The 21019-nt window shown below is 58.6% G+C and carries 17 protein-coding genes; 8 read left to right on the top strand and 9 right to left on the bottom strand.

What is annotated here, in order from left to right; genetic code table 11:
• The first annotated feature begins 62 nt into the window (after nucleotides 1-62).
• From ACYQ2I_RS12725 to ACYQ2I_RS12705, 5 genes are all read left to right on the top strand, one after another.
• Nucleotides 63-689, top strand: a complete 627-nt coding sequence (locus ACYQ2I_RS12725) for a phosphopantothenoylcysteine decarboxylase domain-containing protein (protein WP_460167396.1) — start codon at nucleotides 63-65, stop codon at nucleotides 687-689.
• Between the two features lie 389 nt (nucleotides 690-1078).
• Entirely contained in the window at nucleotides 1079-1729 is a 651-nt protein-coding gene (locus tag ACYQ2I_RS12720) for a corrinoid protein (protein WP_460167395.1), read from the top strand.
• Between the two features lie 9 nt (nucleotides 1730-1738).
• On the top strand, nucleotides 1739-3352 hold the full coding sequence (locus ACYQ2I_RS12715) for a methylenetetrahydrofolate reductase C-terminal domain-containing protein (RefSeq protein WP_460167394.1): 1614 nt from the start codon (nucleotides 1739-1741) through the stop codon (nucleotides 3350-3352).
• Nucleotides 3353-3469: 117 nt separating this feature from the next.
• Nucleotides 3470-4342 (top strand): dihydropteroate synthase, encoded by an 873-nt coding sequence (locus ACYQ2I_RS12710; protein ID WP_460167393.1) that lies wholly within the window; start codon nucleotides 3470-3472, stop codon nucleotides 4340-4342.
• Between the two features lie 119 nt (nucleotides 4343-4461).
• Nucleotides 4462-5739, top strand: coding sequence for a hypothetical protein (locus ACYQ2I_RS12705; protein WP_460167392.1), 1278 nt, complete (start codon nucleotides 4462-4464; stop codon nucleotides 5737-5739).
• Between the two features lie 3 nt (nucleotides 5740-5742).
• On the opposite strand, the gene ACYQ2I_RS12700 is transcribed toward ACYQ2I_RS12705, so the two are convergent.
• Complete coding sequence (locus ACYQ2I_RS12700; protein WP_460167391.1) at nucleotides 5743-7707, bottom strand: beta-agarase; 1965 nt, start codon at nucleotides 7705-7707, stop codon at nucleotides 5743-5745.
• A gap of 536 nt (nucleotides 7708-8243) precedes the next feature.
• On the opposite strand from ACYQ2I_RS12700, the gene ACYQ2I_RS12695 reads away from it, so the two are divergent.
• A complete protein-coding gene (locus ACYQ2I_RS12695) occupies nucleotides 8244-9782 on the top strand; it encodes an outer membrane protein assembly factor BamB family protein (RefSeq protein WP_460167390.1) in 1539 nt (512 codons plus the stop codon).
• Nucleotides 9783-9824: 42 nt separating this feature from the next.
• Here ACYQ2I_RS12695 and ACYQ2I_RS12690 read toward each other — a convergent pair whose 3' ends face one another.
• From ACYQ2I_RS12690 to ACYQ2I_RS12665, 6 genes are all read right to left on the bottom strand, one after another.
• On the bottom strand, nucleotides 9825-11264 hold the full coding sequence (locus tag ACYQ2I_RS12690; protein ID WP_460167389.1) for a sulfatase family protein: 1440 nt from the start codon (nucleotides 11262-11264) through the stop codon (nucleotides 9825-9827).
• A gap of 129 nt (nucleotides 11265-11393) precedes the next feature.
• The gene (locus ACYQ2I_RS12685; RefSeq protein WP_460167388.1) at nucleotides 11394-12413 is read right to left on the bottom strand and encodes a DUF1573 domain-containing protein; all 1020 of its coding nucleotides are present in this window, start codon (nucleotides 12411-12413) and stop codon (nucleotides 11394-11396) included.
• Nucleotides 12414-12663: 250 nt separating this feature from the next.
• The gene (locus tag ACYQ2I_RS12680) at nucleotides 12664-13314 is read right to left on the bottom strand and encodes a cobalamin B12-binding domain-containing protein (RefSeq protein ID WP_460167387.1); all 651 of its coding nucleotides are present in this window, start codon (nucleotides 13312-13314) and stop codon (nucleotides 12664-12666) included.
• 143 nt (nucleotides 13315-13457) lie between these two features.
• Entirely contained in the window at nucleotides 13458-13637 is a 180-nt protein-coding gene (locus ACYQ2I_RS12675; RefSeq protein ID WP_460167386.1) for a hypothetical protein, read from the bottom strand.
• Nucleotides 13638-13725: 88 nt separating this feature from the next.
• The gene (locus ACYQ2I_RS12670) at nucleotides 13726-14922 is read right to left on the bottom strand and encodes a uroporphyrinogen decarboxylase family protein (RefSeq protein WP_460167385.1); all 1197 of its coding nucleotides are present in this window, start codon (nucleotides 14920-14922) and stop codon (nucleotides 13726-13728) included.
• Between the two features lie 410 nt (nucleotides 14923-15332).
• On the bottom strand, nucleotides 15333-16628 hold the full coding sequence (locus tag ACYQ2I_RS12665) for a Gfo/Idh/MocA family protein (RefSeq protein ID WP_460167384.1): 1296 nt from the start codon (nucleotides 16626-16628) through the stop codon (nucleotides 15333-15335).
• A 294-nt stretch (nucleotides 16629-16922) separates the two neighbouring features.
• Between ACYQ2I_RS12665 and ACYQ2I_RS12660 the strand changes: the two genes are divergently transcribed.
• Together ACYQ2I_RS12660 and ACYQ2I_RS12655 are read left to right on the top strand one after the other, a co-directional pair.
• Entirely contained in the window at nucleotides 16923-17870 is a 948-nt protein-coding gene (locus ACYQ2I_RS12660) for a carbohydrate kinase family protein (RefSeq protein WP_460167383.1), read from the top strand.
• Between the two features lie 242 nt (nucleotides 17871-18112).
• Nucleotides 18113-19102, top strand: a complete 990-nt coding sequence (locus tag ACYQ2I_RS12655) for an ATP-dependent 6-phosphofructokinase (protein ID WP_460167382.1) — start codon at nucleotides 18113-18115, stop codon at nucleotides 19100-19102.
• Nucleotides 19103-19162: 60 nt separating this feature from the next.
• Here the strand turns inward: ACYQ2I_RS12655 and ACYQ2I_RS12650 are convergent, their stop codons facing one another.
• Nucleotides 19163-20365, bottom strand: coding sequence for a NupC/NupG family nucleoside CNT transporter (locus ACYQ2I_RS12650; protein ID WP_460167381.1), 1203 nt, complete (start codon nucleotides 20363-20365; stop codon nucleotides 19163-19165).
• Between the two features lie 258 nt (nucleotides 20366-20623).
• Nucleotides 20624-20956: a HesB/IscA family protein gene (locus ACYQ2I_RS12645; protein WP_460167380.1), complete on the bottom strand. Its 333-nt coding sequence runs from the start codon at nucleotides 20954-20956 to the stop codon at nucleotides 20624-20626.
• Nucleotides 20957-21019 lie beyond the last annotated feature (63 nt).

The following is a 21019-nucleotide window of genomic DNA, read 5'->3' as shown; positions in this document are numbered from 1 at the left end:
GCGCCTCCAGCCTGCTTATTGCCGCGTGGGAATCCGTGTGACGTGAAACCAGGTGGCTTGCCATGCGGGTGCTGATTACCTCGGGCCCGACTCGTGAATACCTCGACCCGGTGCGCTATCTGTCGAACGCTTCGAGCGGGCGCATGGGAGCCGCCCTGGCAGAGGCGTTCTTGAAGGCAGGACACGAGGTTGTCGTCGTCTCCGGGCCCGTCCATATCCGGTATCCCGAAGATGCCCGCGTGGTATCGGTCGTGACCACGGATGAGATGCTCGACGCGGTACGTCGCGAGTTCGTCGCGTGCGACGGGATGATCGGCGCCGCAGCACCGTGCGACTACAGGCCGGCGACTTACTCGAGCCGAAAGATATCGAAACGCGGCCGGGGATGGCAGCTCGAGCTCATTGAAACCCCCGACATTCTTGCCGATTTGGGGACGGAGAAAGGGGATCGTTGGATCGTCGGTTTTGCTCTCGAAACGGAAAAACTCCACGAGCACGCGCTGGCAAAACTCGTTCGCAAGAATTGCGATTTGATCGTGGTCAATCGGGCCGAGGCGATCGACGCCGTGAGCACCGAAGTCGGGGTTCTCGATCCGACGGGTACGTGGATCGCTAAACTTGCAGGCGATAAGGCAAAAGTGGCTTCTGAGCTGTGTGCCTTGATTGAAGAACGATTGGGCCGTCGTTAAACGTATGGGGGCCTTCCGGGATGTCCGCGGATGAGGCATTTTGAGAATTTTTGTCTCAGAATTGAGATTTGTGTGACGCCCGGTCTCTTGGAACTGGTATTGTTTTCGGTGCGACGGTACCATTAAAAACACGTACGGCATCCCACTGCCGCTCGGTGCTCTTGCCTCAACTTGTTCCGTTGACCGTCTTCGGCAGCGGTGCGTCCCCCCGGAGGACAGGATGCCGGCGGATACCGAGGGCGAGGTCTTCCGCGAACGAATCTGTAGGGGAGCGATCGCGGGCGTTCTAGGTATCCCGCTTCTGAGTCGGTATGGGGATCGAGGGGAAATCGTTGGGGCCGTGACTGCAAAACGCGCCCGTAACCGTACTGCAATCATCGGAGGGGAACATGGCTGACTACTCGGGTCTTCACGATGCGATCCTTACGGGTGACGCCCGCAAGGCCGAGGAAGTGACCAAGCAGGCACTCGAAGAAGGTGCCGATCCGACCGAGCTCTTGAGCAAGTACATGATTCCGGCCATGGACGAGGTCGGGAACAAGTTCGAGTGCAACGAATACTTCGTGCCCGAACTCTTGATTGCGGCCCGCGCCATGAAGGCGGCGCTCGAGTTGCTCACACCTCGCCTGGCCGAGTCGGGCGCAAAGGCCGCCGGTCGAGTCGTCATCGGTACCGTCAAGGGCGATTTGCACGACATCGGAAAGAACTTGGTGGCCTCGATGCTCGAGGGCGGGGGATTCGAGGTGGTCGACTTGGGCGTCGATGTTCCGCCCGAAAAATTCGTCGAAGCGGCCAAAGAAAAAGAAGGCACGATCGTTGCGATGTCGGCGCTGCTCACGACCACGATGACGAATATGAGCACCGTCATCGAGGCGCTTGAACAAGCCGGTTTGCGCGACAAGGTGCGCGTGATGGTGGGCGGGGCTCCCGTAACGCAAGAATTTGCCGACCAGATCAAGGCCGACGGATACAGCGACAATGCCAGCGCAGCGGTGGCGTTGGCACGCCGTTTGGCCGGCGAACTGGCCTCTGCAGGGTAAACCGTCGCCATGACGCACGAGCAAGCGGGGGGACGCTTGGAGCGGGCACTGGCCGGGGAAAAGTTCATCATCGGGGCGGAAGTCGTCACGACACGCGGTTATCCGCAGCACGAGCAGGCTATTCCGTCCTACGATCTCGCCCGTGCGCTGTTGGAAGATGACCGGATCGGTTGGATCTCGATTACCGACAGTCCCGGCGGCACACCGATGTTGCCGCCGGACTGGCTGGCGGGATTCTTCCCTGAACAGCGAGAGCGGATCGTCGTTCACCTGACCTGTAAGGATTTGAACAGAAACGCCCTCGAAGCCTACGCATGGCGTTTGGCCGCCGAGGGAATACGCAACATCCTTGCCCTGACCGGCGACTATCCGACTGCCGGGTTCAAGGGAGCACCGCAGCCGGTCTTCGATCTCGACTCGGTGGGATTGATTTATCTCCTCTCCGAGATGAATCGCGGCCTCGAGGTGCCCGGCCGCGGCGGCAAGACGCAGAAATTGCCGCCGACCGATTTTTATGTCGGGTGTGCCGTTTCGCCGTTCAAGCGAACGGAGCGGGAGCTTGTTCCGCAATACTTCAAGTTGGTGCGCAAAATCGCCGCCGGAGCGCGTTGGGTCATTACCCAGCTCGGCTACGACATGCGCAAGTTTCACGAGGTGAAACTGTTCCTCGAGGCACGCGGGATCCGCAACGTGCCCGTCGTTGGTAATGTGTACGTGCTGACGAAGGGCGTGGCGAGGCTGTTTCACCAAGGTAAGCTGCCAGGGTGTGTCGTCAGCGACGAGCTTTGGGAGCTGTGCAACAAGTATGGTTCCGGCCCCGACAAAGGAAAAGAGTTTTTCCGCGAATTGGCCGCTAAGCAATTGGCGGTTTTCAAGGGGCTCGGCTTCAATGCCGGTTATTTGGGCGGTTTGGCTAAACCCGAAGATTTCTTCGACATCATCGAACGCGCCGATCGATTTGGAGAGAACGACTGGCGCGACTTCTTGCGGGAAATTCGGTTTTCTGTGCCGGATGAGTTTTTCTTTTTCGAGCACGATCCCGAAACCGGGTTGTCGTCGTCGGATCGGATCAATCCGGTGTATCTCGAGTCGAAAAAACGACCAGTGCGCAGTCGCGAGGTCACGTGGACGTATCGACTTTCTCGATTGGTTCACCGAATCGCTTTCACTCGCGACAAGGGGCTTTGGAAGTTGCTGAAGCGGCTGTACGCGCGGTGGGACAAGAAGCCGGGAGTCGCCGCCAAGGCAATGTACTCGCTTGAGAAGACCTCGAAGTTTTTCATGTACGGGTGCCGGGATTGCGGCGACTGCAGCTTGCCCGACTGCGCTTACTTGTGCCCTAAACGATGGTGCTCGAAGTGTGCGCGAAACGGTCCATGCGGCGGGTCGCACGACGGTATTTGCGAACTGGACGACAAGCCGTGCTTCTGGGCTCGCGTGTACGACCGCCTCAAGGCGTATGGCGAAGAAGAAGAGATGCTCACCGGCGATCCGGTTCTCTACGACGCGCGGCTGATGTACACTTCGGCCTGGGCGAACACCTACCTCGACCGGGATCATCACGCCTCCAAAGACAGGGCGGCGCGTGCGGAAGACGAGCCGGAAAAGAACGGCGGATCATGAACCAAAGGCCGGATGTTCGCGAGAACCGGCAGGATGACGCGACAACGGAAACCGGTCGCGATTTGTAGGACGCATCGCGGCCGGTAAACCAGTTTTGCTTTTCAGAAAGGTGTGACGATGGCAATCGAAGGGCTCACGCTGATCGGCGAAACGATCAATGATTCGGTACCGTCGACAAAGGCGAAGTTCGACGCCGGCGATATCGACGGAATCCTGGAACTTGCCCGCTTTCAAGACGAGAAAGGGGCCGATTACATCGATGTGAATGTCGGATCTCGTTCGCCCGAATTCATGGCGGAAATGGTTCGGAAGATTCAAGAGGTGACCAGCAAGCCGCTTTCGATCGACACGCCCGATCCGGCGATCGCGAAGGCCGGGCTCGAAGCCTACGACATGGACCGCGCCGGCGGCGTGAAACCGATTCTCAATTCGATCTCGCCGTTGCGCACCGAGATGTTCGAATTGTATTCCGTTTGTCCCTTCCGGCCGATTTTGTTGATTACGGAACGGTTGGTCGACGGCGACTCCGCCGCCTGTCGCACGGCCGAAGAAACGTATCAAGCGGCCAAAGACTTGGCGGCGACCGCACGGGAAAGAGTGCCCGGGATCACCAATGACGATTTCATCTTTGATCCCGGTATCGCGCCGCTGGCAGGAGATACGGAAGGCAATTTGAAGCGGTTGCTCGACGCGCTGCGAATGATTCATGAGGATCCCGACCTTGCGGGATCGCATGCCTCGGTAGGCTTGAGCAACTTCACCGTGATGTTGCCGTCGAAACGTAAAGACGGTTCGCCCGTCAAGAGTCCGCTTGAGAGCGCCTTCTTGACGATGGCAATGCCGTTGGGATTGGACATGGTCATCGGTTCCGTCAAGCGCAAGTACGCGTTGTTGGATGAAGAGCATCCGGCGATGCAGTGTTTGCGCGATGTCTTGGCTGCCGACGGCTTCGAGGCGATCATGCGCGTGCGTCAGTTCTACGCCGAGTAGGCGTGTCGATTGCTCGACGGCGGGCGACGAAACACAATGAAGGGGTGTCCACGGTTCGCCGGGACATCCCTTCGCGTTTTTGCCTCTCACCACTATCACGCCTGCCTGGAGAAGCTCGTATGGTTTGGGTTCTCAGCCGTTTCTCGCTTTTGACGTCCTTTCTGAACGGTTTGCTATTCGTCGTCTTGCTTGTCACGTGGACGGCTGCGGTGCCTGTCGTTCGAGCGGAGGCCCCGCAGTGGGGAAAGAGCGTGACCGATTTCGGAGTGTCGCCCGAGAATACTCCGGAAGCGAATCACCAGAAGCTTCAAGCGGCGATCGATTGGGCTTCGGAACGGGGAGCGATGTTGTTTGTACCTCCGGCGAGCGAACCGTACCGCGTCCGCAGCGGCTTGACGCTTCGCCGAAACGTCTCGCTGGTCGGAGCGAACGGACCGACCGGACGCGGAACGCGGCATCCCGAAAAGGCGCAACCGGTAGGTTCGGTGTTGGCAATCGAGGACGCCGATGCGCCTTTCATCACGGTAGAAGGCGGAACGCGAATCGAGGGACTCCAGTTTTGGTATCCTCGCCAGTCTCGCACGGATCCGACCAAGATCATAGCCTATCCGCCGACGATCCGAGCGTCGGATAAGACACCGGCCCAAGGCGTATTCTTGTCGCGGCTTACGTTCTACGGTGAGTTTTTCGCCATGGATTTTCGCACACGGCGCGGCAACTGCTGCGAGTTGGTGACGATCGAGCATTGCTACGGTTATCCGCTCAGCGGCCGGTTCGTAGCGATCGACTATTGTTACGATATCCCTCGCCTGCTGCACTGCCATGTGAATCCGTCCAACCAGCGATTTTTCGCGGGCGGTTTCAGCCGTGCCGTGATCGACAGCGTGATTGCCCGCAAGACGTTCGCTTATTCGATCGACCACACCGACAACGCACAACTGGTCGACGTCTTCACGTTCGGCACCTACGGCGGCATTCGCTTGGGACCGGCGACTTACGGCCAGTTGACCAACTTCAACTTCGATTGTGTGACGATCGGCATTCACAAGTCGGGCGACTCGACGAAAAACCGCAATTGGCAGATCGCTCAAGGATCGATCATCGCCAATTGCGCTGAGAGAGTCGAAGACATTCACCCCATCATCATCGACGGCCAAGGCCATACGTCGTTGGTCAACGTCGAGGCATTTTCCGGCCTCAACGGCGCGGTCACGGCGATCGGTCGCTCGTTCGACTTCTTGCTGGTCGAAGGCGATCAGAAGCTGACCGTCAGTCTGTTCGGTTGTCGAATGCGTGATTACGTGTCGCCCTCGCCGCTGACGATTCGCAATCCCAAGGCCGTCATTCAAGCCGTCGGATGCCTGGATCGGGACGAGAATCCGTATCGGTATCCCTAAGGGCTACTGCTTTATGAGGGCGGCCGTTCGTAGCACGACCGAGCCGACGACGCACGGTTTTCCGTCGGGACACGCGACGGTGACGACGTTCTCGTCGGCGATCCATTGGACGGGGATGGCGGCTATTTTGCAAACGGCGTATTCGTCGTTGCCGTAGTCGTCCAGTCGTTCGGCACAGTGTTCTTCCGCCAGCGGCACGACCCGACCGTTGAATCGAACGCGAACCTGGTGGTCGCTTCCTTGAGGGCGGCAGAGACCGATTCGCAGTTGTGCGTACTCCAAGTTTTCGCGATCGTCGACGGCGATCTTGAATTTGGCCGCAGAATCTTCGACCGCCACGACGACGGCATCCCCGTAATACGTTCGTTCGTCCACGCGATGCCGTTCAGGAATGGCGGCCGGATAATCGGCTCGAATCAACACCGCCTCGCCGCCGGCGATCGTGATCGGTCCGATTGCTTCCTCTCTCAGGTAAGGAGTGAAGTCCGCGTTTTGTCCCATGCGACGCACCACCGATCGTCGGGGACGAATCGGGTAGTTCATGTCGAATTGCACGTCGTGCGGTACGTCGGACAGATTGTTCATGACCAAGAAAAGCGTCTTGTCGTTCACGAATGCCCGAACTTGAATGTCGGGATCGTCGGCACGGCATACGACGCGCCGCCCTTCGACGTCGCGGAAGAATTCGTAAAAGTGGTGGAGTGCCGAAGGAACCCAGCGGGATCGGTCTTTGTAATCGTAGGGAGTATACAACGTGGCGTAATAGGTGGGATCCCACGACATTGATTCGAGCAGAATGAAAGGCACAGCCTTTTTGATGACGTGCGGATGATCCATGAATACCATTACATTGGCGACCGACGAGCGAAGTTGCAGCGCGTGATGGAGCGACCGCTTCTTGACCTCGCGTTCCCAACCTTGCTCGGTGAAGTTTTCCGCGAGTTGTTCGATCAAATCGTCGGCACCGTAACCGCCTGTTTCGGAGATTACGATCGGAACCTCGCGATTCCAGCGGTTGTGTGTGTAGTTTTCGACCAGATCGAACATGCCTTCCAGAGGCAGCCCGCCGGTGATGCGTCCGCCGAATTTCCCGTCGCGGTTGCGGTAGTAGTCGTACACGTGAAAAGAGTAGAAATCCAACCGGCACTCTGTGTCGTCGATGAATTGCCGAAGGCCTTTGAACGAGTTGTACTGGTTGCGGTAGAAGTAGGCGACGGAGAGACACGGCCCGCCGACTTGAACGCCGGGAACCTCGCGATGGACCGCTTCCATCGTCGCCAAATGCCACTTGGCGATATGGTCTTCGAGAAAATAGGACCAGTGCGGCTCGTTGATCGGCTCGTAGTATCGCGGGCGAGCGAAATCGGTGTACGCGTATTTCAACGCTGCTGCCGACAATTCGGCCGCGGCCTCGATGTTTTCGGGCAGCACGTTGTCACTGTGCTTGCCGTCGGCTTCTTTGTCGACTTGAGGCGTCGTGTGCCGGCCCATGAAGTCGGGGAACGCGCCGTGCTTTCCATGGGCGGCTACGTCCAACCCCTGCGGAAAGTCGCGTCGCATGACCTCGCTTGGCTGAGAAAGCCCTCGCTTGGCCAACTTTTGTTTGAAATGTTCCAGGTCGACGAATCCGGGGCGGGAAGCATCCTCTTGTACGTAGTTCCCGTATCGCACCAAGGGAGCGACGACGCCCAGATCTCGCCCAAACGAGATGCGCAGTTCGTTGACCAAATGGTTGTACCGTTCGGGATCGCGGCAGCGCCGGTCGAAATCACGCCCGGAATCCGAGAGAGAAAAATATACTTTGCGATCCAGTTCGCTTATTCCGCCGATCGTGCGGGTGGTCATCGGTTCCAAATGCACGACCACCTTGGGGAAGTCCGGCGTCTGGCCGTGTCCTTCCACCGGCACGGCGAGGAACTGGATGACAAAAGTCAGAACGGAAAAATACGACAATCGATTGTAGAGCATTCCGATGCAACTCCTTATCGGCGAACGAATCAACACGGAATGACGAACGTGGGGCGTTTCGTGGGCCAATCGCAGGTGGGACGGAAGCGGTGGGAAGGGCATATGAAACCCCGTAACAAATATGATTGGCTGAGGTTGCGCTCAGCCGGTAACGTCCATTTTCGCTTCGCAACAGGTTTTGGGACAAGTGGGTTCCGGAAAGTTTGTTTGAAAATGGAACGAGAAGTGTTGTTTTGTAGGCAATCGACAATATTGCGATGGTGAAAGAAATGACGAACGGCGGGGGTTTGTTGCACAGGACCGGTAGCCTTGATCACTGCGCCGAAGGAGTTGATAAAGGGCGGCGGTTCAAGCTCGACATTGCATCGAGACGAACAGCATGCCGGTGCCGATCCGTTGCGTCTACCGAATCCGAGGACTACGATGGTGAGAACCTTGCTACAGATTTCCCGCACAACCGTCGTCCGGAAACGGTCACGTTGATTCCCGGTTTTCCTCGCCTACCTCGTTCACCACGCTCTTGGGAAAGGCCCCCGATGAAGCCCACCAGCATTCTCAAGAACCGCATTTGGGCCCACTACATTCTGGGTTGCGTATGTTTGCTCGGCTGGGCAGCGATGGTTGCGGCAGCCGACCAACCTCAGTGGGGCGGGCGGTTTACACGCAACCAGGTATCCGAAGAAACCGGATTGCCCGACTCGTTCAATCCTGAGACGGGTGAGAACATCAAATGGACGGCCGACTTGGGCAGCAAGAACTATTCATCGCCGATTGTGGCGGAAGGTTGTGTTTTCATCGGAGCCAACAACGCTTCGCCTCGCGATCCCCGTCACGAAGGAGATCGCGCCATCTTGCTTTGCCTGGACGAGCAAACCGGCCGATTGCGCTGGCAGTTGGTTTGCCCTCGGCTGCGATGGGACAACGACATTTACCTCGATTGGCCGCAGATCGGTATGTGTTCTCCGCCGACGGTGGAGAACGGCTATGTGTATGTGGTGACCAACCGCTTCGAGGTCGTGTGTTTGGACATCGACGGTATGGCGGATGGAAACGACGGGCCGTTTGTCGATGAAGGACGGCACATGGTCCCCGAAGGGGATCCGCCCCTCGATGTCACCCCGATCGACGCCGATATCGTGTGGTTGTTTGATTTGCCTTCGCAGGCCCCGATGTGGCCGCACGACGGGGCGCACGTTTCGATCTTGATCGACGGGAACTACCTGTATCTGAATTCAGGCAACGGGGTCGACAACACGCACAAGACGATTCGTCGCCCAGATGCGCCCGGGTTGGTGGTACTCGACAAGCGGACCGGCGAGTATGTTGCCCGCGATTACGAACAAACCGCTCCCGACACGTTCCATTCGACGTGGTCGCCGCCGGCCATGGCCGAGGTGAATGGTGTCAAGCAAGTGTTCTTTTGCGGCGGCAACGGTGTCGTCTACTCGTTTCGTGCTTTACCGCAAGACTACGACGGGCCTCGGCCCGCGAAACTGGAATTGCTTTGGAAGTTCGATTTCGATCCTTCGGCGCCGAAGAGCGATATTCATAGCTACTTGCGCAATCGTCGTGAAAGCCCCTCGAACATTCTTTCGGCACCCGTTTTTTACGACAACCGTTTGTACGTGACCGGAGGTGGCGACATTTGGTGGGGCAAAGAGCAGGCTTGGTTGAAATGCATCGACCCGACCGGCGAAGGCGATGTGACCGATTCGGCCCTGCTGTGGAGCTACACGCTTTCGAAACACTGTTGCTCGACGGTGGCGGTTCAGGGGGATTTGTTGTTCGTGGCCGATTGCGGACGGCTCGTTCATTGCGTCGATGCCGACACAGGCAAGCCGTACTGGACACACGAAATGCGGGGCGACGCCTGGGGATCGACGCTGGTTGCCGACGGAAAGGTGTACGTGGGTTCGCGCCGTGGCGATTTCTGGATTTTCGAGGCATCGAAAGAAAAGAAAATCCTGGCTGAGATCGAGCTGGATAGCGGCGTTCAATCGACACCCACCGCCGCCAACGGAGTGCTGTATGTTCCAACGCTTCGCACTCTGTATGCCGTGAAAGCTGCCGACTGAGTATTGGCGAATGTCCAATGAGCCCGTTCGACGAGTAGCCCGTTACCGGTTTGCCTTGGTGGCTGCGTCGGAAAGTGCAGCGGGCGGTGTAAAGTAGTCGGGATGCCAATCCTGTGGATTGTCGAGCAGTCGGGGTTGCGTGTGAACGTAGTCGTTGTCGCCCTGAGCCGCCATCCAATCGGCGAGCATCTTCTTCATCTGCTGTACACGTTTCGTTTGTGCGGGATCGTCGATCAAGTTGTGTTGCTCCCACTTGTCTTCCGATACGTGGTACAGCTCGAATTCGTCTCTGCGGTAATATCGATCAAGAATCTCTTGTGCCTGCGGATCTGATTTTGCCGCTTCGGCCCATTCGTTCCAGTAGGCGCCGGCCAGTGGTTTGCGCAAGAGATCGGAATGGTTCGTGTGCGCGAATTCGGGATGCAGGTTGTGGATCAACTTCCAAGAACGTGTGCGAACGGCCCGAATCGGATAGATGTTCATCCGACCGTCGCCGGTGTGTGTGACGAAAATGACGTCACGGTGTTCGACTTTGTTGCCTCGCAAGACGTCGGCGAAGGACCGACCGTCGATATTTCCGGGTACGTCTCCCCCGGCGATGTCGATCAATGTGGGGAGAATATCGATCCAGCTAATCATGGCCTGCGACTTGCTGCCTGCGGGAATCACGCCCGGCCAAGCGGCGATGAAGGGGACTCGAATTCCGTAGTCGTACAGGTTCCATTTGCCGAACGGCCATTGCGCACCGTGGTCGCTGGTATGGATGAACAGGGTGTTTTTTCCAAGGTGACGATCGGCCAGGTGACGTAGGTCGCCCAACAAGGCGTCCAGATCCTCGATTTCTTGGTAGTACGCGGCACGATGTTCTCGAGTCGAAGGTGTGTCGAGGTGAATCGGCGGAATGTCGACCGCGGCCGGATCGAACGACGATTCAGCCGCCCACGGAACATGCGGGTTTGTCGTTCCGACAAACATGCATAGCGGTTTCGTCGAACGTCGATTTGTCAGGAACTCAGTGACGTCGGCACGCAGTTGAGTGATCGTTCGGCCCGGGCGGATGACGTCGAAGCCGAAACGTGCCGGGTTACTGTGAGCCACCTTGCCGAATGCGGCCACCTCATACCCGCATGCCTGGAGACGCGGGATCAAGCTTTCGATTTCTGAGCCGGGTTGCGTGTGATTCGCCCGAGCGCCGTTTCGGGCAGGCATCAGGCCTGTCAGCATTGCCGCCCGACTTGGTGCGCACGAAGGTGAGGCGACAAACGCCATCGAGAAGGTCATTCCATCGGCCGCGAGTCGTTCGAAGTTGGGGGTCGGAATATGAGGATTCCCATACAGGCTCGAATCGAATTGCGAGTGATCGTCCGAGATGTAGACGACGATGTTCGGCTTGGCTGTTTCAGCGGCAAGCGATCGATCCAAGATAAGCGAGAATCCGAAACAAACGGCAAGCAGCAAGACCGCATCGTGACGGCGCAGCATGAACGACCTCCGCGGCTGTGGGATTGGGGCAAATGCTATCCCCCTACGACCGCTAGAATTGCCGTCTGAAAGCAAAGTGCACGCACTAAGAAAGCGAATATACGAGTCGACATTGTCATCAATATGCCGTTAGGAGCTTTCTGCTTGGTTCGCCGCTTTGCCGATTCGGCCGACTACCGGAATGCGGATCATCGGGTGATGAGGGTGTGTCGTGTGGATTTCAATTTCGCCTTCGACGGTGCCGGCAGACGCATCGTCCGGAATGGCGACTGTGACCGGGATCACTTGCACGGTCTTGGCCGTTTCGGGGCGGACGATCGTCAATTGCGGTAGCGGTGTCGAAACTTGGGTGATCGAAAACGGCTGTCGGGCTTGAATGACGAGCGTTTTGCGGACTGTTTCGCCGGGACATAATTCGCCCAGCAACAACTCCGAGGGCCGAACCACCAGATCGGCTTGGACGATTCCTTCGACGGGCACGCTCAGGTTGCGGGCAGTTGTGCTGGAATCATTGGTGACCAGATCGATCGCACCGGTGAGATAGCCGGCCGGAGCATCCTCGGTGAGAGTCACTTCAAGTTCGTAGAGAACCGACCCGCCTGTGCGTGATTTGAGCGTCAGCTTTGGTTGCAGGTAGGGGACTCGTGCGGTGGCGGATACGATTTGCCACGAAGGGCTGCCGGCGTAGCGGATCTGCACGGAGCGAGTCACTCGCGTTCCCTGAGGAACCGTACCGAATTGTAACGTGCCCGGTTCGAAAACGACATCACTACGGATATACACGTAGGTATGGAGCTGAACCTCGGCCGGGAAGGGCTTGTCGAAGGTGACGGTCAACGTGGCATCTTTGCGGCCGGTGAATTGAGCGGTGTTGACCGTCGCGATGATTTGGCCGGTTTGGTACGTCTTGACAATGTCGGTCGTGTATCGCGGTTGCGTGCATCCGCACGACGTTCGCACCGAAGCGATATGGACATCTTCCAGGTACAGATTGCGGAAGGTGAAGACGTGTTCCACCTTTTCGCCGCGTGCGACCACGCCGAAATCGTGGCTCGTGTGGTCGAACATTTTTTCCGCCCATGCTTGTGCCCAAGCCGTTTGCGTGCCGAACAGGCAAAATACGGCGAGAAGGCAAAAACGGGTGAACATGTTGAGACCTCCTTGTATCGGGGCGGAATGAAGCAATACCATGTCCCGGCCGGCGACGACCCAGGCCCCAAGGGACCGTCCGACGAATCCGTCGCAAAGGGACAGACGCCGCTTGTTTATCTTGGGATTGTGCTCCGCTGTGAGAGTGCTGTCAAACGGGCTTGCGGCGTCGTGCCGGTCAAGAAACAAACCGACGGCGGATCGGCGACCGTTCCGCCATCGGTGCGGCACGTTGGGTGGGAGGCCGGTGCTATTTCTTGATTCCGGCCACTTCGGCAGCGTAGTGCATCGCATCGACCGCCGTTGGACCGTAAAAATCGCAGCCGGCCGTTTCGGCAAGCCGCTGCGTGGCTGCTGCGCCGCCGACCATCAACTTCGTCTTGTCGCGCAGCCCGGCTTCTTCAATCGCCTTGACGGTTTTCACTACCGATTCGAAGCAGGTCGTGAGGAGCAAGCTCATGCCGGTGACGACCGGTGAATGTGCTTGGATGGCCTCGACGAATTTTTCGGCCGGCACATCGACCCCCAAGTCGACGACCTCGAAGCCGGCTCCGGTAAGCATCATGACGACGATGTCTTTGCCGATGTCATGGACGTCGTGGCGAACCGTGCCGATTACGGCCTTGGGGCGGTCGGCCGTGACTTGCTCCCCGCCTTCGGCTGCCAGTTTCGGCCCCAATTCGGCCATGATGTTCTTCATGATGATCCCGCCGAACATCAAGTCGGGCAGAAAACAATCGCCGTCGCTGAAACGATTGCCCAGCTCGATCATGCCGCGATTACATTCTTGCAGCACCTCGACTGCGGGTACGCCTTGATCAAGCAGCTTGCGCAACTGCTCCATGGCGGCCGTTTCGTTGCACGTGGCCAGCGCTTCGGCCAGGCCGATGTTCTCATTCATGCGAATCCCCTCCGAGAACATGGGAACGGATAAAGCCGGAGATCACCGGCGGCAGACGATACCGCCGGTCGGAATCCCGGGGTGCCGAGTCGCGCTGTTCGATTTCCCCTCTCGAACATTGCGAACGGCGGCACAACCAACCGCTAGAACGACAGGAGAACCTGCCAGATGTACATGTAACCGAACTCGTCGACCTCTTCCCAAATGCGTTTGACCAACGGCTCATCGCTTTCGATGGGGGGAAGTTCCGCTTTGCGTTCCTCCCACGGAATGCAGACGCCGGGCTTCCGCTCGATATTTGGGCGTTCATTGGTTTCGCTCATGTCGATGGCTCCTGCCACTTCACGTTGTTTGCCAAGTTTCGGACACTGAAGATTCGGCTTGGGGTGTCACCTCGATAGGCCGGATCGGTCAATAGACACCGTATTCCCGCGTCGCTTCGGTCATGGCCCGCAAGTTTTCGGGCTTCGTATCGTTTTGCATGATGGCGCTGGCATCCATGATGTAGCCGCCGTCGCGGGCGACCTCCTCGATGACTTTCTTGCAGAACTCGCGAACGTCTTGCGGTGTTCCGAAGGCCAAAAGATCGTTGGGTACGCCGCCGCTGATGCAGAAGCGATCCCCCAGCACGCGGTGCGCCTCGAAGACGTCGGTTCTGTCGGCGTGGAAGATGATGCTGCCTTCGGGGAGTTCACGCATCCGTTCGAGATGCGGCGTCCAGTCACCTTCGGCGTAGAACAGCACTTGATGCCCGTGGTTCCAGATTTCCAGGATGATGGCTTTGAGCGAGGGCCAATAGAATTTTTCGAACTGGTCGGGCGAGATGAAGGGCACACATGCCCGATGCATCCACAGCCCGATCGGTACGTTCTTGTTCGGGTCGGCTCCCGAGAGGGCCACGTGCGTCAAGTGAGGTACGAGCGCGTCGCACGCGGCGAGAACCTTGTCGGGAACGCGGAACATGTCCATGCACAACCCACGATAGCCCCGCAATTTATCGGCCAAAATGTCGAACGGGGCCTTAAGGATGCCCGACAGGGCCGATACTGTGCCGCATTCCTTTCGCAGCAGTTCACCCTGTTCTCCCAGAGCGCGGAAATAATCGAGCATGGCCATGCCGCCTTTGAGAAACGACAGGTTGTTGCGGAAGGTGCTCGGTTCTCCGGGAGGGACGACCTCGGTCGAGACTCGCGGCAGCCACACGTTGAACAGATACCCGGTCGGGTCGGCGATCAAGGCGTCGTATTCGTCCGCCTTCATGAAGGCTTCTTCGTCGGGCGGTTCCAGGTATTGGAAGGTCACGTCGCCGGGAATTCCGACGCCCGGCACCGCGTAATATTTCAGGCCGATCGCCTGCACGAGTCCTGTCCACACGTAGACCATATTTCCGACGACCGCGTCCCAATCGAAGTCGGCGGCACACTTGCGAGCAGCCTCTAGGGCCTTGCGATAATCATGTGTGACCTCTTGGATCGTATACCCGGCATGCACGGCCGTGAACTCGGCCACGAAAGGCCGGATAGGCACCATGTCGGGCTTTTCGTTCCGCATGGCGGTCACGTAGCGTTTGAGACGAGCTTGATACAGAGCTTCAGTATCCGACGGCATGCAGATCCCCTCCTTCCCGTCGCACAGAGCGGCTCGGATTGCATGAAGAAGCCGGGAGCCGCTTTTCGCAATGACATGTCATACCGTGCGATCGAGAGCCCCTCAACATTCCCGGTCCCACGGTTGATCCGATGGTTGTCGTCGGCAGCCCGCCGCGATCGAGAGATGTACGCCTCCCCGCACGGTTTCGGCTGTTTGCAAGCGGCCCGCCGCCACTGCGGGCGTGCAAAAACCGATCCTTGTGGTCGAGACGCCTCTCGAACACGTAGCGGGGGGACGATTGCGAGCGCAGTATGGCAAACAGCTACTGCCGTGTCAATTGACCAGCCGATCCAAAAAGCCGGCTGATTGAAACGCTGTGAAATGATACGGCCTTGTTTGCGTTTGACGCGAGCTTCGATGTTTGCCGCTTACAATGTCCAGCCTTCTCGGTACTCCTTGCGGATGTAACGATCGGCGGCGGTCGTGTTTACTACCCGCATGTTGGGGCCATCCCATTCGAGTGTTTCTTGTGCTCGATAGGCGGCCAATCCGAGCAAGGCTGCTTCGGACAAGGGGCCGGAATACGAGAAGGGGCACGTCGTGGGCGTTCCTTCGAGACATCCTTGAACCCATTCCCGGTGATGGCCGACCGAGCTGGGAATCGTCGGTTCGGGCGGCTGGAAGTCGGCGAACTTTTCCTGCGGCCACAAGACGTGATTGCCGTAGTCGGCCAACAGCATCCCCGATTCACCGACAAAAAGGACACCCGCGCCGAAGTTCGGTAGGTTGGCTTCCTTCTGGATCGGAGGACGGCGTCCGCCGTCGTACCACGTGAGTTTGACGGCGGGAAGTTGACCCCGAGCGGGGAAGTCGTAGTAGACCGTCAGTTCCTTCGGAGTCGAATCGGGCAGCGGTTCAGGGCCGTCGGCCTGCACGCGCGTCGGATACTTGAGGTCCAACGCCCAAAAGGCCAAGTCGCAGTAGTGGCAGAAGAAATCACCCAGTGCTCCGCTACCGAAGTCGTACCAGCAACGCCACTTGAACGGCACGTATGCCGGATGATACGGCCGATAGGGAGCCGGGCCGAGCCACAGGTCCCAGTCCAAATACTCAGGAACGGGTGGTGTGTCGGTCGGCGTTGTTAGGCCGCCGTACGAGGCACCACACCAGACGTGGACCTCTTCGATCTTGCCGATCGTGCCTGCTTTCACCAATTCGACGACTCGCCGATAGTTGTCGCCGGCATGAATTTGCGTGCCGATTTGTGTGACCACACCTTTTTCGACTGCGATTTCGGTGAGTGGTCGCGCTTCGGCGACTTCGTGCGCCAGGGGCTTTTCGCAATAGCAGTGCTTGCCCATCCGCATGGCCATTGCGGCAGCCGGGGCGTGCGTGTGGTCGGGGGTGCTCACGACGACGGCGTCCAGCTTGTCGCCGAGGGTTTCCAGCATCTTTCGGAAGTCCCGGAACGTTTGGGCCGCCGAATGGGCTTGAGCGGCCTTCTCCAGATTTCGAGCATCGACATCGCACAAGGCAACGACGTCCACCGTCGGCTCGGACGAAATTGCGCCGAGATTCGCCGCCCCGCGCCCGGCCACACCGACGAACCCGACTTGCAGGCGACCATTCGGCGAAGTCGCAAACGAAGGAACTTTCGGCAAAGCCGCTACCGAAGCTGCGGCGGCAAGCCCGGTACCCAAGAAACGGCGGCGAGTGGTGTGCATGATCGGCCTCTCAGTTTGCGGAAGGTGAACTGAAACGGTTGGATCGAGGGAAGGAACCGAAGGGATTGCGTTTCGTTCGATTTGTTGGCGGTGGTCGTGCGAAGCAGCTATATTCGAACCACGCGAACCCGGCGAATCGGCAGTGATTCTGCGAGTCATTTTGTCGACAATATCATCGACGGCAAGGAATCGCAATCATTATCGACATTTCAGAGATCGCGCCGCAAATTTCGCGGCTGGTGTCGTCCACGGTTTGCGGCATTTTGGAAACGATTTTTCTTGGGAATGATCGCCATGGATTGCTTGTGTGCGGGGATCTTGTTTGCGGACATCGCCTGTGAACCGGTGGACCATCTGCCTGAGGAAGGCGAATTGGTGCCGACGCGTCGCATGCAGCTCGGGCTTGGCGGTTGTGCGGCAAACGTCGCGGTAGATTTGGCAAAGTTGGGGGTGGATGTCGGGGTGGCCGGGTGTGTGGGGGACGACGTCTTCGGCAGCTTCGTGATCGACTCGCTCGATGCGCACGGAATCGCCGTCGATGCAATTCGGCGATTGCCGCAGGTCGGGACTTCGAGCACGATGATCATCAACGTGCAAGGACAAGATCGTCGATTCATCAGCACTCCCGGCGCCAGTGCGGCTTTTTCCGTGGAACACATGGACCGATCTCGCGTGCTCGGAGCCAAGGTTTTCTACATCGGCGGATATCTGATGATGCCGTCGCTGGAGACGGAGGATCTCGTCGAACTCCTGCAAGCGGCTCGTGCGGCGGGCGTCATCACCGTATTGGATGTCGTGTTGATCGACCGCGAGCGGCTGATGGACCGCTTGGCGGCCGTGTTGCCGCATGTCGATTATTTTCTGCCGAACGATGATGAGGCACGTCTCATCACGGGCCTCTCGGATCCGTTGTACCAAGCGGAAAAGTTCCGTGCGTTGGGAGCCGGGCACGTCGTCATTACGATGGGCGGCGAGGGGACGATCATGGTAGGCCCCGATGTTCGCCTGCGGTGCGGGGTGTATCCGGTGGATTTCGTCGGTGGAGCCGGATCGGGCGACGCCTTCGACGCCGGGTTTATCGCCGGATTGCTGGCGGGGGAAGATCCCGCGGGATGCCTTCGTTGGGGAAGTGCGATGGGAGCAAGTTGCGTTCGGGCGATCGGAACCACCGACAGTGTGTTCACGCGTTCCGAGGCCGAAGCCTTCATGAAGAACAATCCCTTGCTTGTCGAACGGATGTGAGGCGCGGCCGGGAAAACCGCTCGCCGTGATCACCGATTCGATCCGATTCACCGATGCGATTGCGACGAGGACGCCGGTTGTACGCATGGTGACGGCTGGGCGAGGTGAAAAGATGGAGTCCACGTTTCACCCGCCGCCTGCCGATGTCGATCGATGGAATCGACTTTCCGGCTTCCATTACATGTCGCGCCGAGCGGCCGATCGCCAACGACGGCTTTCCGGCGCTAGACGAGGGATCAGTCATGCGGATCGGTGTGTTTTGCAGCGGCGGCGATGCGCCCGGCATGAATGCGTGTTTGCGGGCGGTTGTGCGTTCGGCGGTGTCGAAAGGCCACGAGGTCGTGGGGATCTACCGCGGCTACAAGGGGCTGCTGGCCGAAGACTTCTATCGCGACATCGACGGAAGTTTCACGATGTCGTTGCGATCGGTGTCCGGCCTTTCCAAACTGGGAGGCACGATCCTGCACAGCAGTCGGTGCCCGGAGTTCCGCACCGAAGAAGGGCGTGAAAAAGCGGTGAAGATACTCCGCAAACGGTGCATCGACGCCCTGATTCCCATCGGCGGTGACGGTACGTTCCACGGGGCGGTCGAATTGGGCAAGATTTGGGACGGCCAAATCGTCGGATGTCCCGGTACGATCGATAACGATTTGTGCGGAACGGATTACACGATCGGGTTCGCCACCGCCGTCCATACGGCGGTCGAGGCGGTCGACAAGCTGCGCGATACCGCCGAAAGTCATGAGCGACTGTTCCTGGTCGAGGTGATGGGACGCCACAGCGGGTACATCGGTTTGTACACGGCATTGGCTGCCGGTGCCGAGGCTGTTGCAATTCCCGAGACGCAGACGAACATCTCCGAAATCGTCGATCACCTGAAGGAGCTCAAAGCCCGCGGGAAGCATTCGATCATGATGATCGTCGCCGAAGGGGACGAAGCGGGCGGCGCGAACGTGCTCAACGAACGGCTGAAAGAGGCCGGGTGCCCGTTTGAAACCCGCGTCATCAATCTGGGCCATCTGCAGCGCGGCGGCTCACCCGTCCCCGCCGACCGCATTCTGGCGAGCCGGATGGGCGATTTTGCCGTCGAGGCTGTTTTGGATGGTCAGAGCGGTTGCATGACCGGTGAGCGGGACGGCGACATGGTGCTCGTTCCCTTCGAAGAAGCCTTCGCCGAGCATCATGCCGTGCCCGAAGATCTGCTTCGCTTGCTGCACGTGCTGGCGAGTTGATCGCGATGCCCTTGGCGGTATCCTTCGGCAACGCCCTTGTTGCCGTCGGCGGTGAGAAGGCTACGGGATCAAGATTCCGGCGATCGTGGCCGTCATGTAGCAGGCCAGCGTGCCGCCGATCATCGAACGCAGGCCGAGCGTGGCGAAGTCGAATCGCCGTTTCGGTTCCAGACTGCCCACGCCTCCGATCATCACGGCGATCGAACCGAAGTTCGCAAAGCCGCACAACGCGTAAGTGGCGATCGTGTACGAGCGGGGCGATACCAATTCGCGTACTCCGGTCATGTGCTGATAGGCGATGAACTCGTTGAGAACGGTTCGTTCGCCCAGCAACATGCCGACGGTCTTGGCGTCTTGCCAGGGAACGCCCATCAGCCACGCGAATGGGGCGAACACCCAGCCAAGGATGCGTTCCAACGTCAAGGGGCTGCCGCCGATGTCTCCGAAGCAGGAAAGTCCCCAGTTCAACATCGCCACAATCGCTACGAAGGCGATCAACATGGCGGCCACATTGAGGGCCAGTTTCAACCCGTCGGAGGCACCGCGACATGCCGCGTCGAGAATGTTCACGTCGCTCCGCGGAACTTGAATCTTGACGGTGCCTTTAGTAGGCGACTCTTCAATCTCGGGCACCATGATCTTGGCGATTACCAGAGACGCCGGTGCCGACATCAAGGACGCCGCCAAGATATGCCCGGCATCGGCTCCCATGGCCACATAAGCAGCCATCACGCTGCCGGCGATCGTGGCCATGCCGCTGGTCATCATCGCCATCAGCTCAGATCGCGTCATCGAAGCCAGGTAGGGGCGGATCAATAAAGGGGCTTCGGTCATGCCGAGATAGATGTTTCCCGCGGCTGCAAGTGACTCGGCTCCCGAGACGTCCATCACCCACACCATGATGCGGGCGAGCAATTTCACTAAGAATTGCAACACCCCCAAATGAAACAGAACGGCACTCACCGACGAAACGAAAATGATCACCGGCAGCACCGAAAATGCCACCAGATGTTCTCGAAAGTTCTCGCCGAAAACGAACGACGAGCCGGCATCGACGAAGTCTTGCAGCTTCGAGATGGCTTCGCGTGCGGCGATAAACGCCCCTTCGCCCACCGGTGTGCGCAGCAAGACGACGGCAATCAGAAACTGAAGGGCGAGGCCCGACAGAATCAACCGCCAGTGCATGCGGCGTCTGCGTTCCGACATCAACCAGGCGACGAACAGCATCACAAACAATCCCAACGCACCGGCCACGCGCGGCATCGAATCAGGCTCCTTCGTCGGGTGGACAATTCGGTTCGATAAAGAGACGCAGAGAGACCGCGGGAGGGCGGTTCAGGTAGATGCGCTACACATTCGGGGGGTAGGATAGCTCAACCGATTCGTTTCGACAAGTTGGCCGTACAGGGAAAGATTCGGTCGATGCGGAATCGGTCGGAACACCACGACAAGAAAAAAGCCCGGCTGGAGACGTTCCGACCGGGCTTTGGGCTCAATAGCGTCAATCGATTTGGGGAAATATCAATGACCGCCGCAACCGGGACAACCGCCGCCGCGCGGATAATTGGGGTTGTTGATGGCGAAACCCCGTCCCATCGGTCCGTCTTGGAAGTCGATGATCGTTCCATCGAGGTGTAAGGCGTACTTCTTACGGGTGACGATCTTGACGCCGTTGACTTCGTATGCGGCATCGATCGTGGGATCGAATTGATCGTCGAATCCCAAGGCGTATTGAAGGCCGGAACAGCCTCCACCGCCGATACCGATTCGCAGGTGCATGTCCGGATCCAACTTCTGTTCTTCGCGGATCCGTTTGACTTCCGAAGCCGCGACCGGTGTGAGTTCGATTGCCATCGACCAAAAACCTCCCGACGCAATGAAAAAGGACGGTTGTTTGTCTAAGAAGCCCGCACGTTC

This window comes from Thermostilla marina, from assembly GCF_054657455.1.
This window is presented reverse-complemented; position numbering and strand designations above follow the sequence as displayed.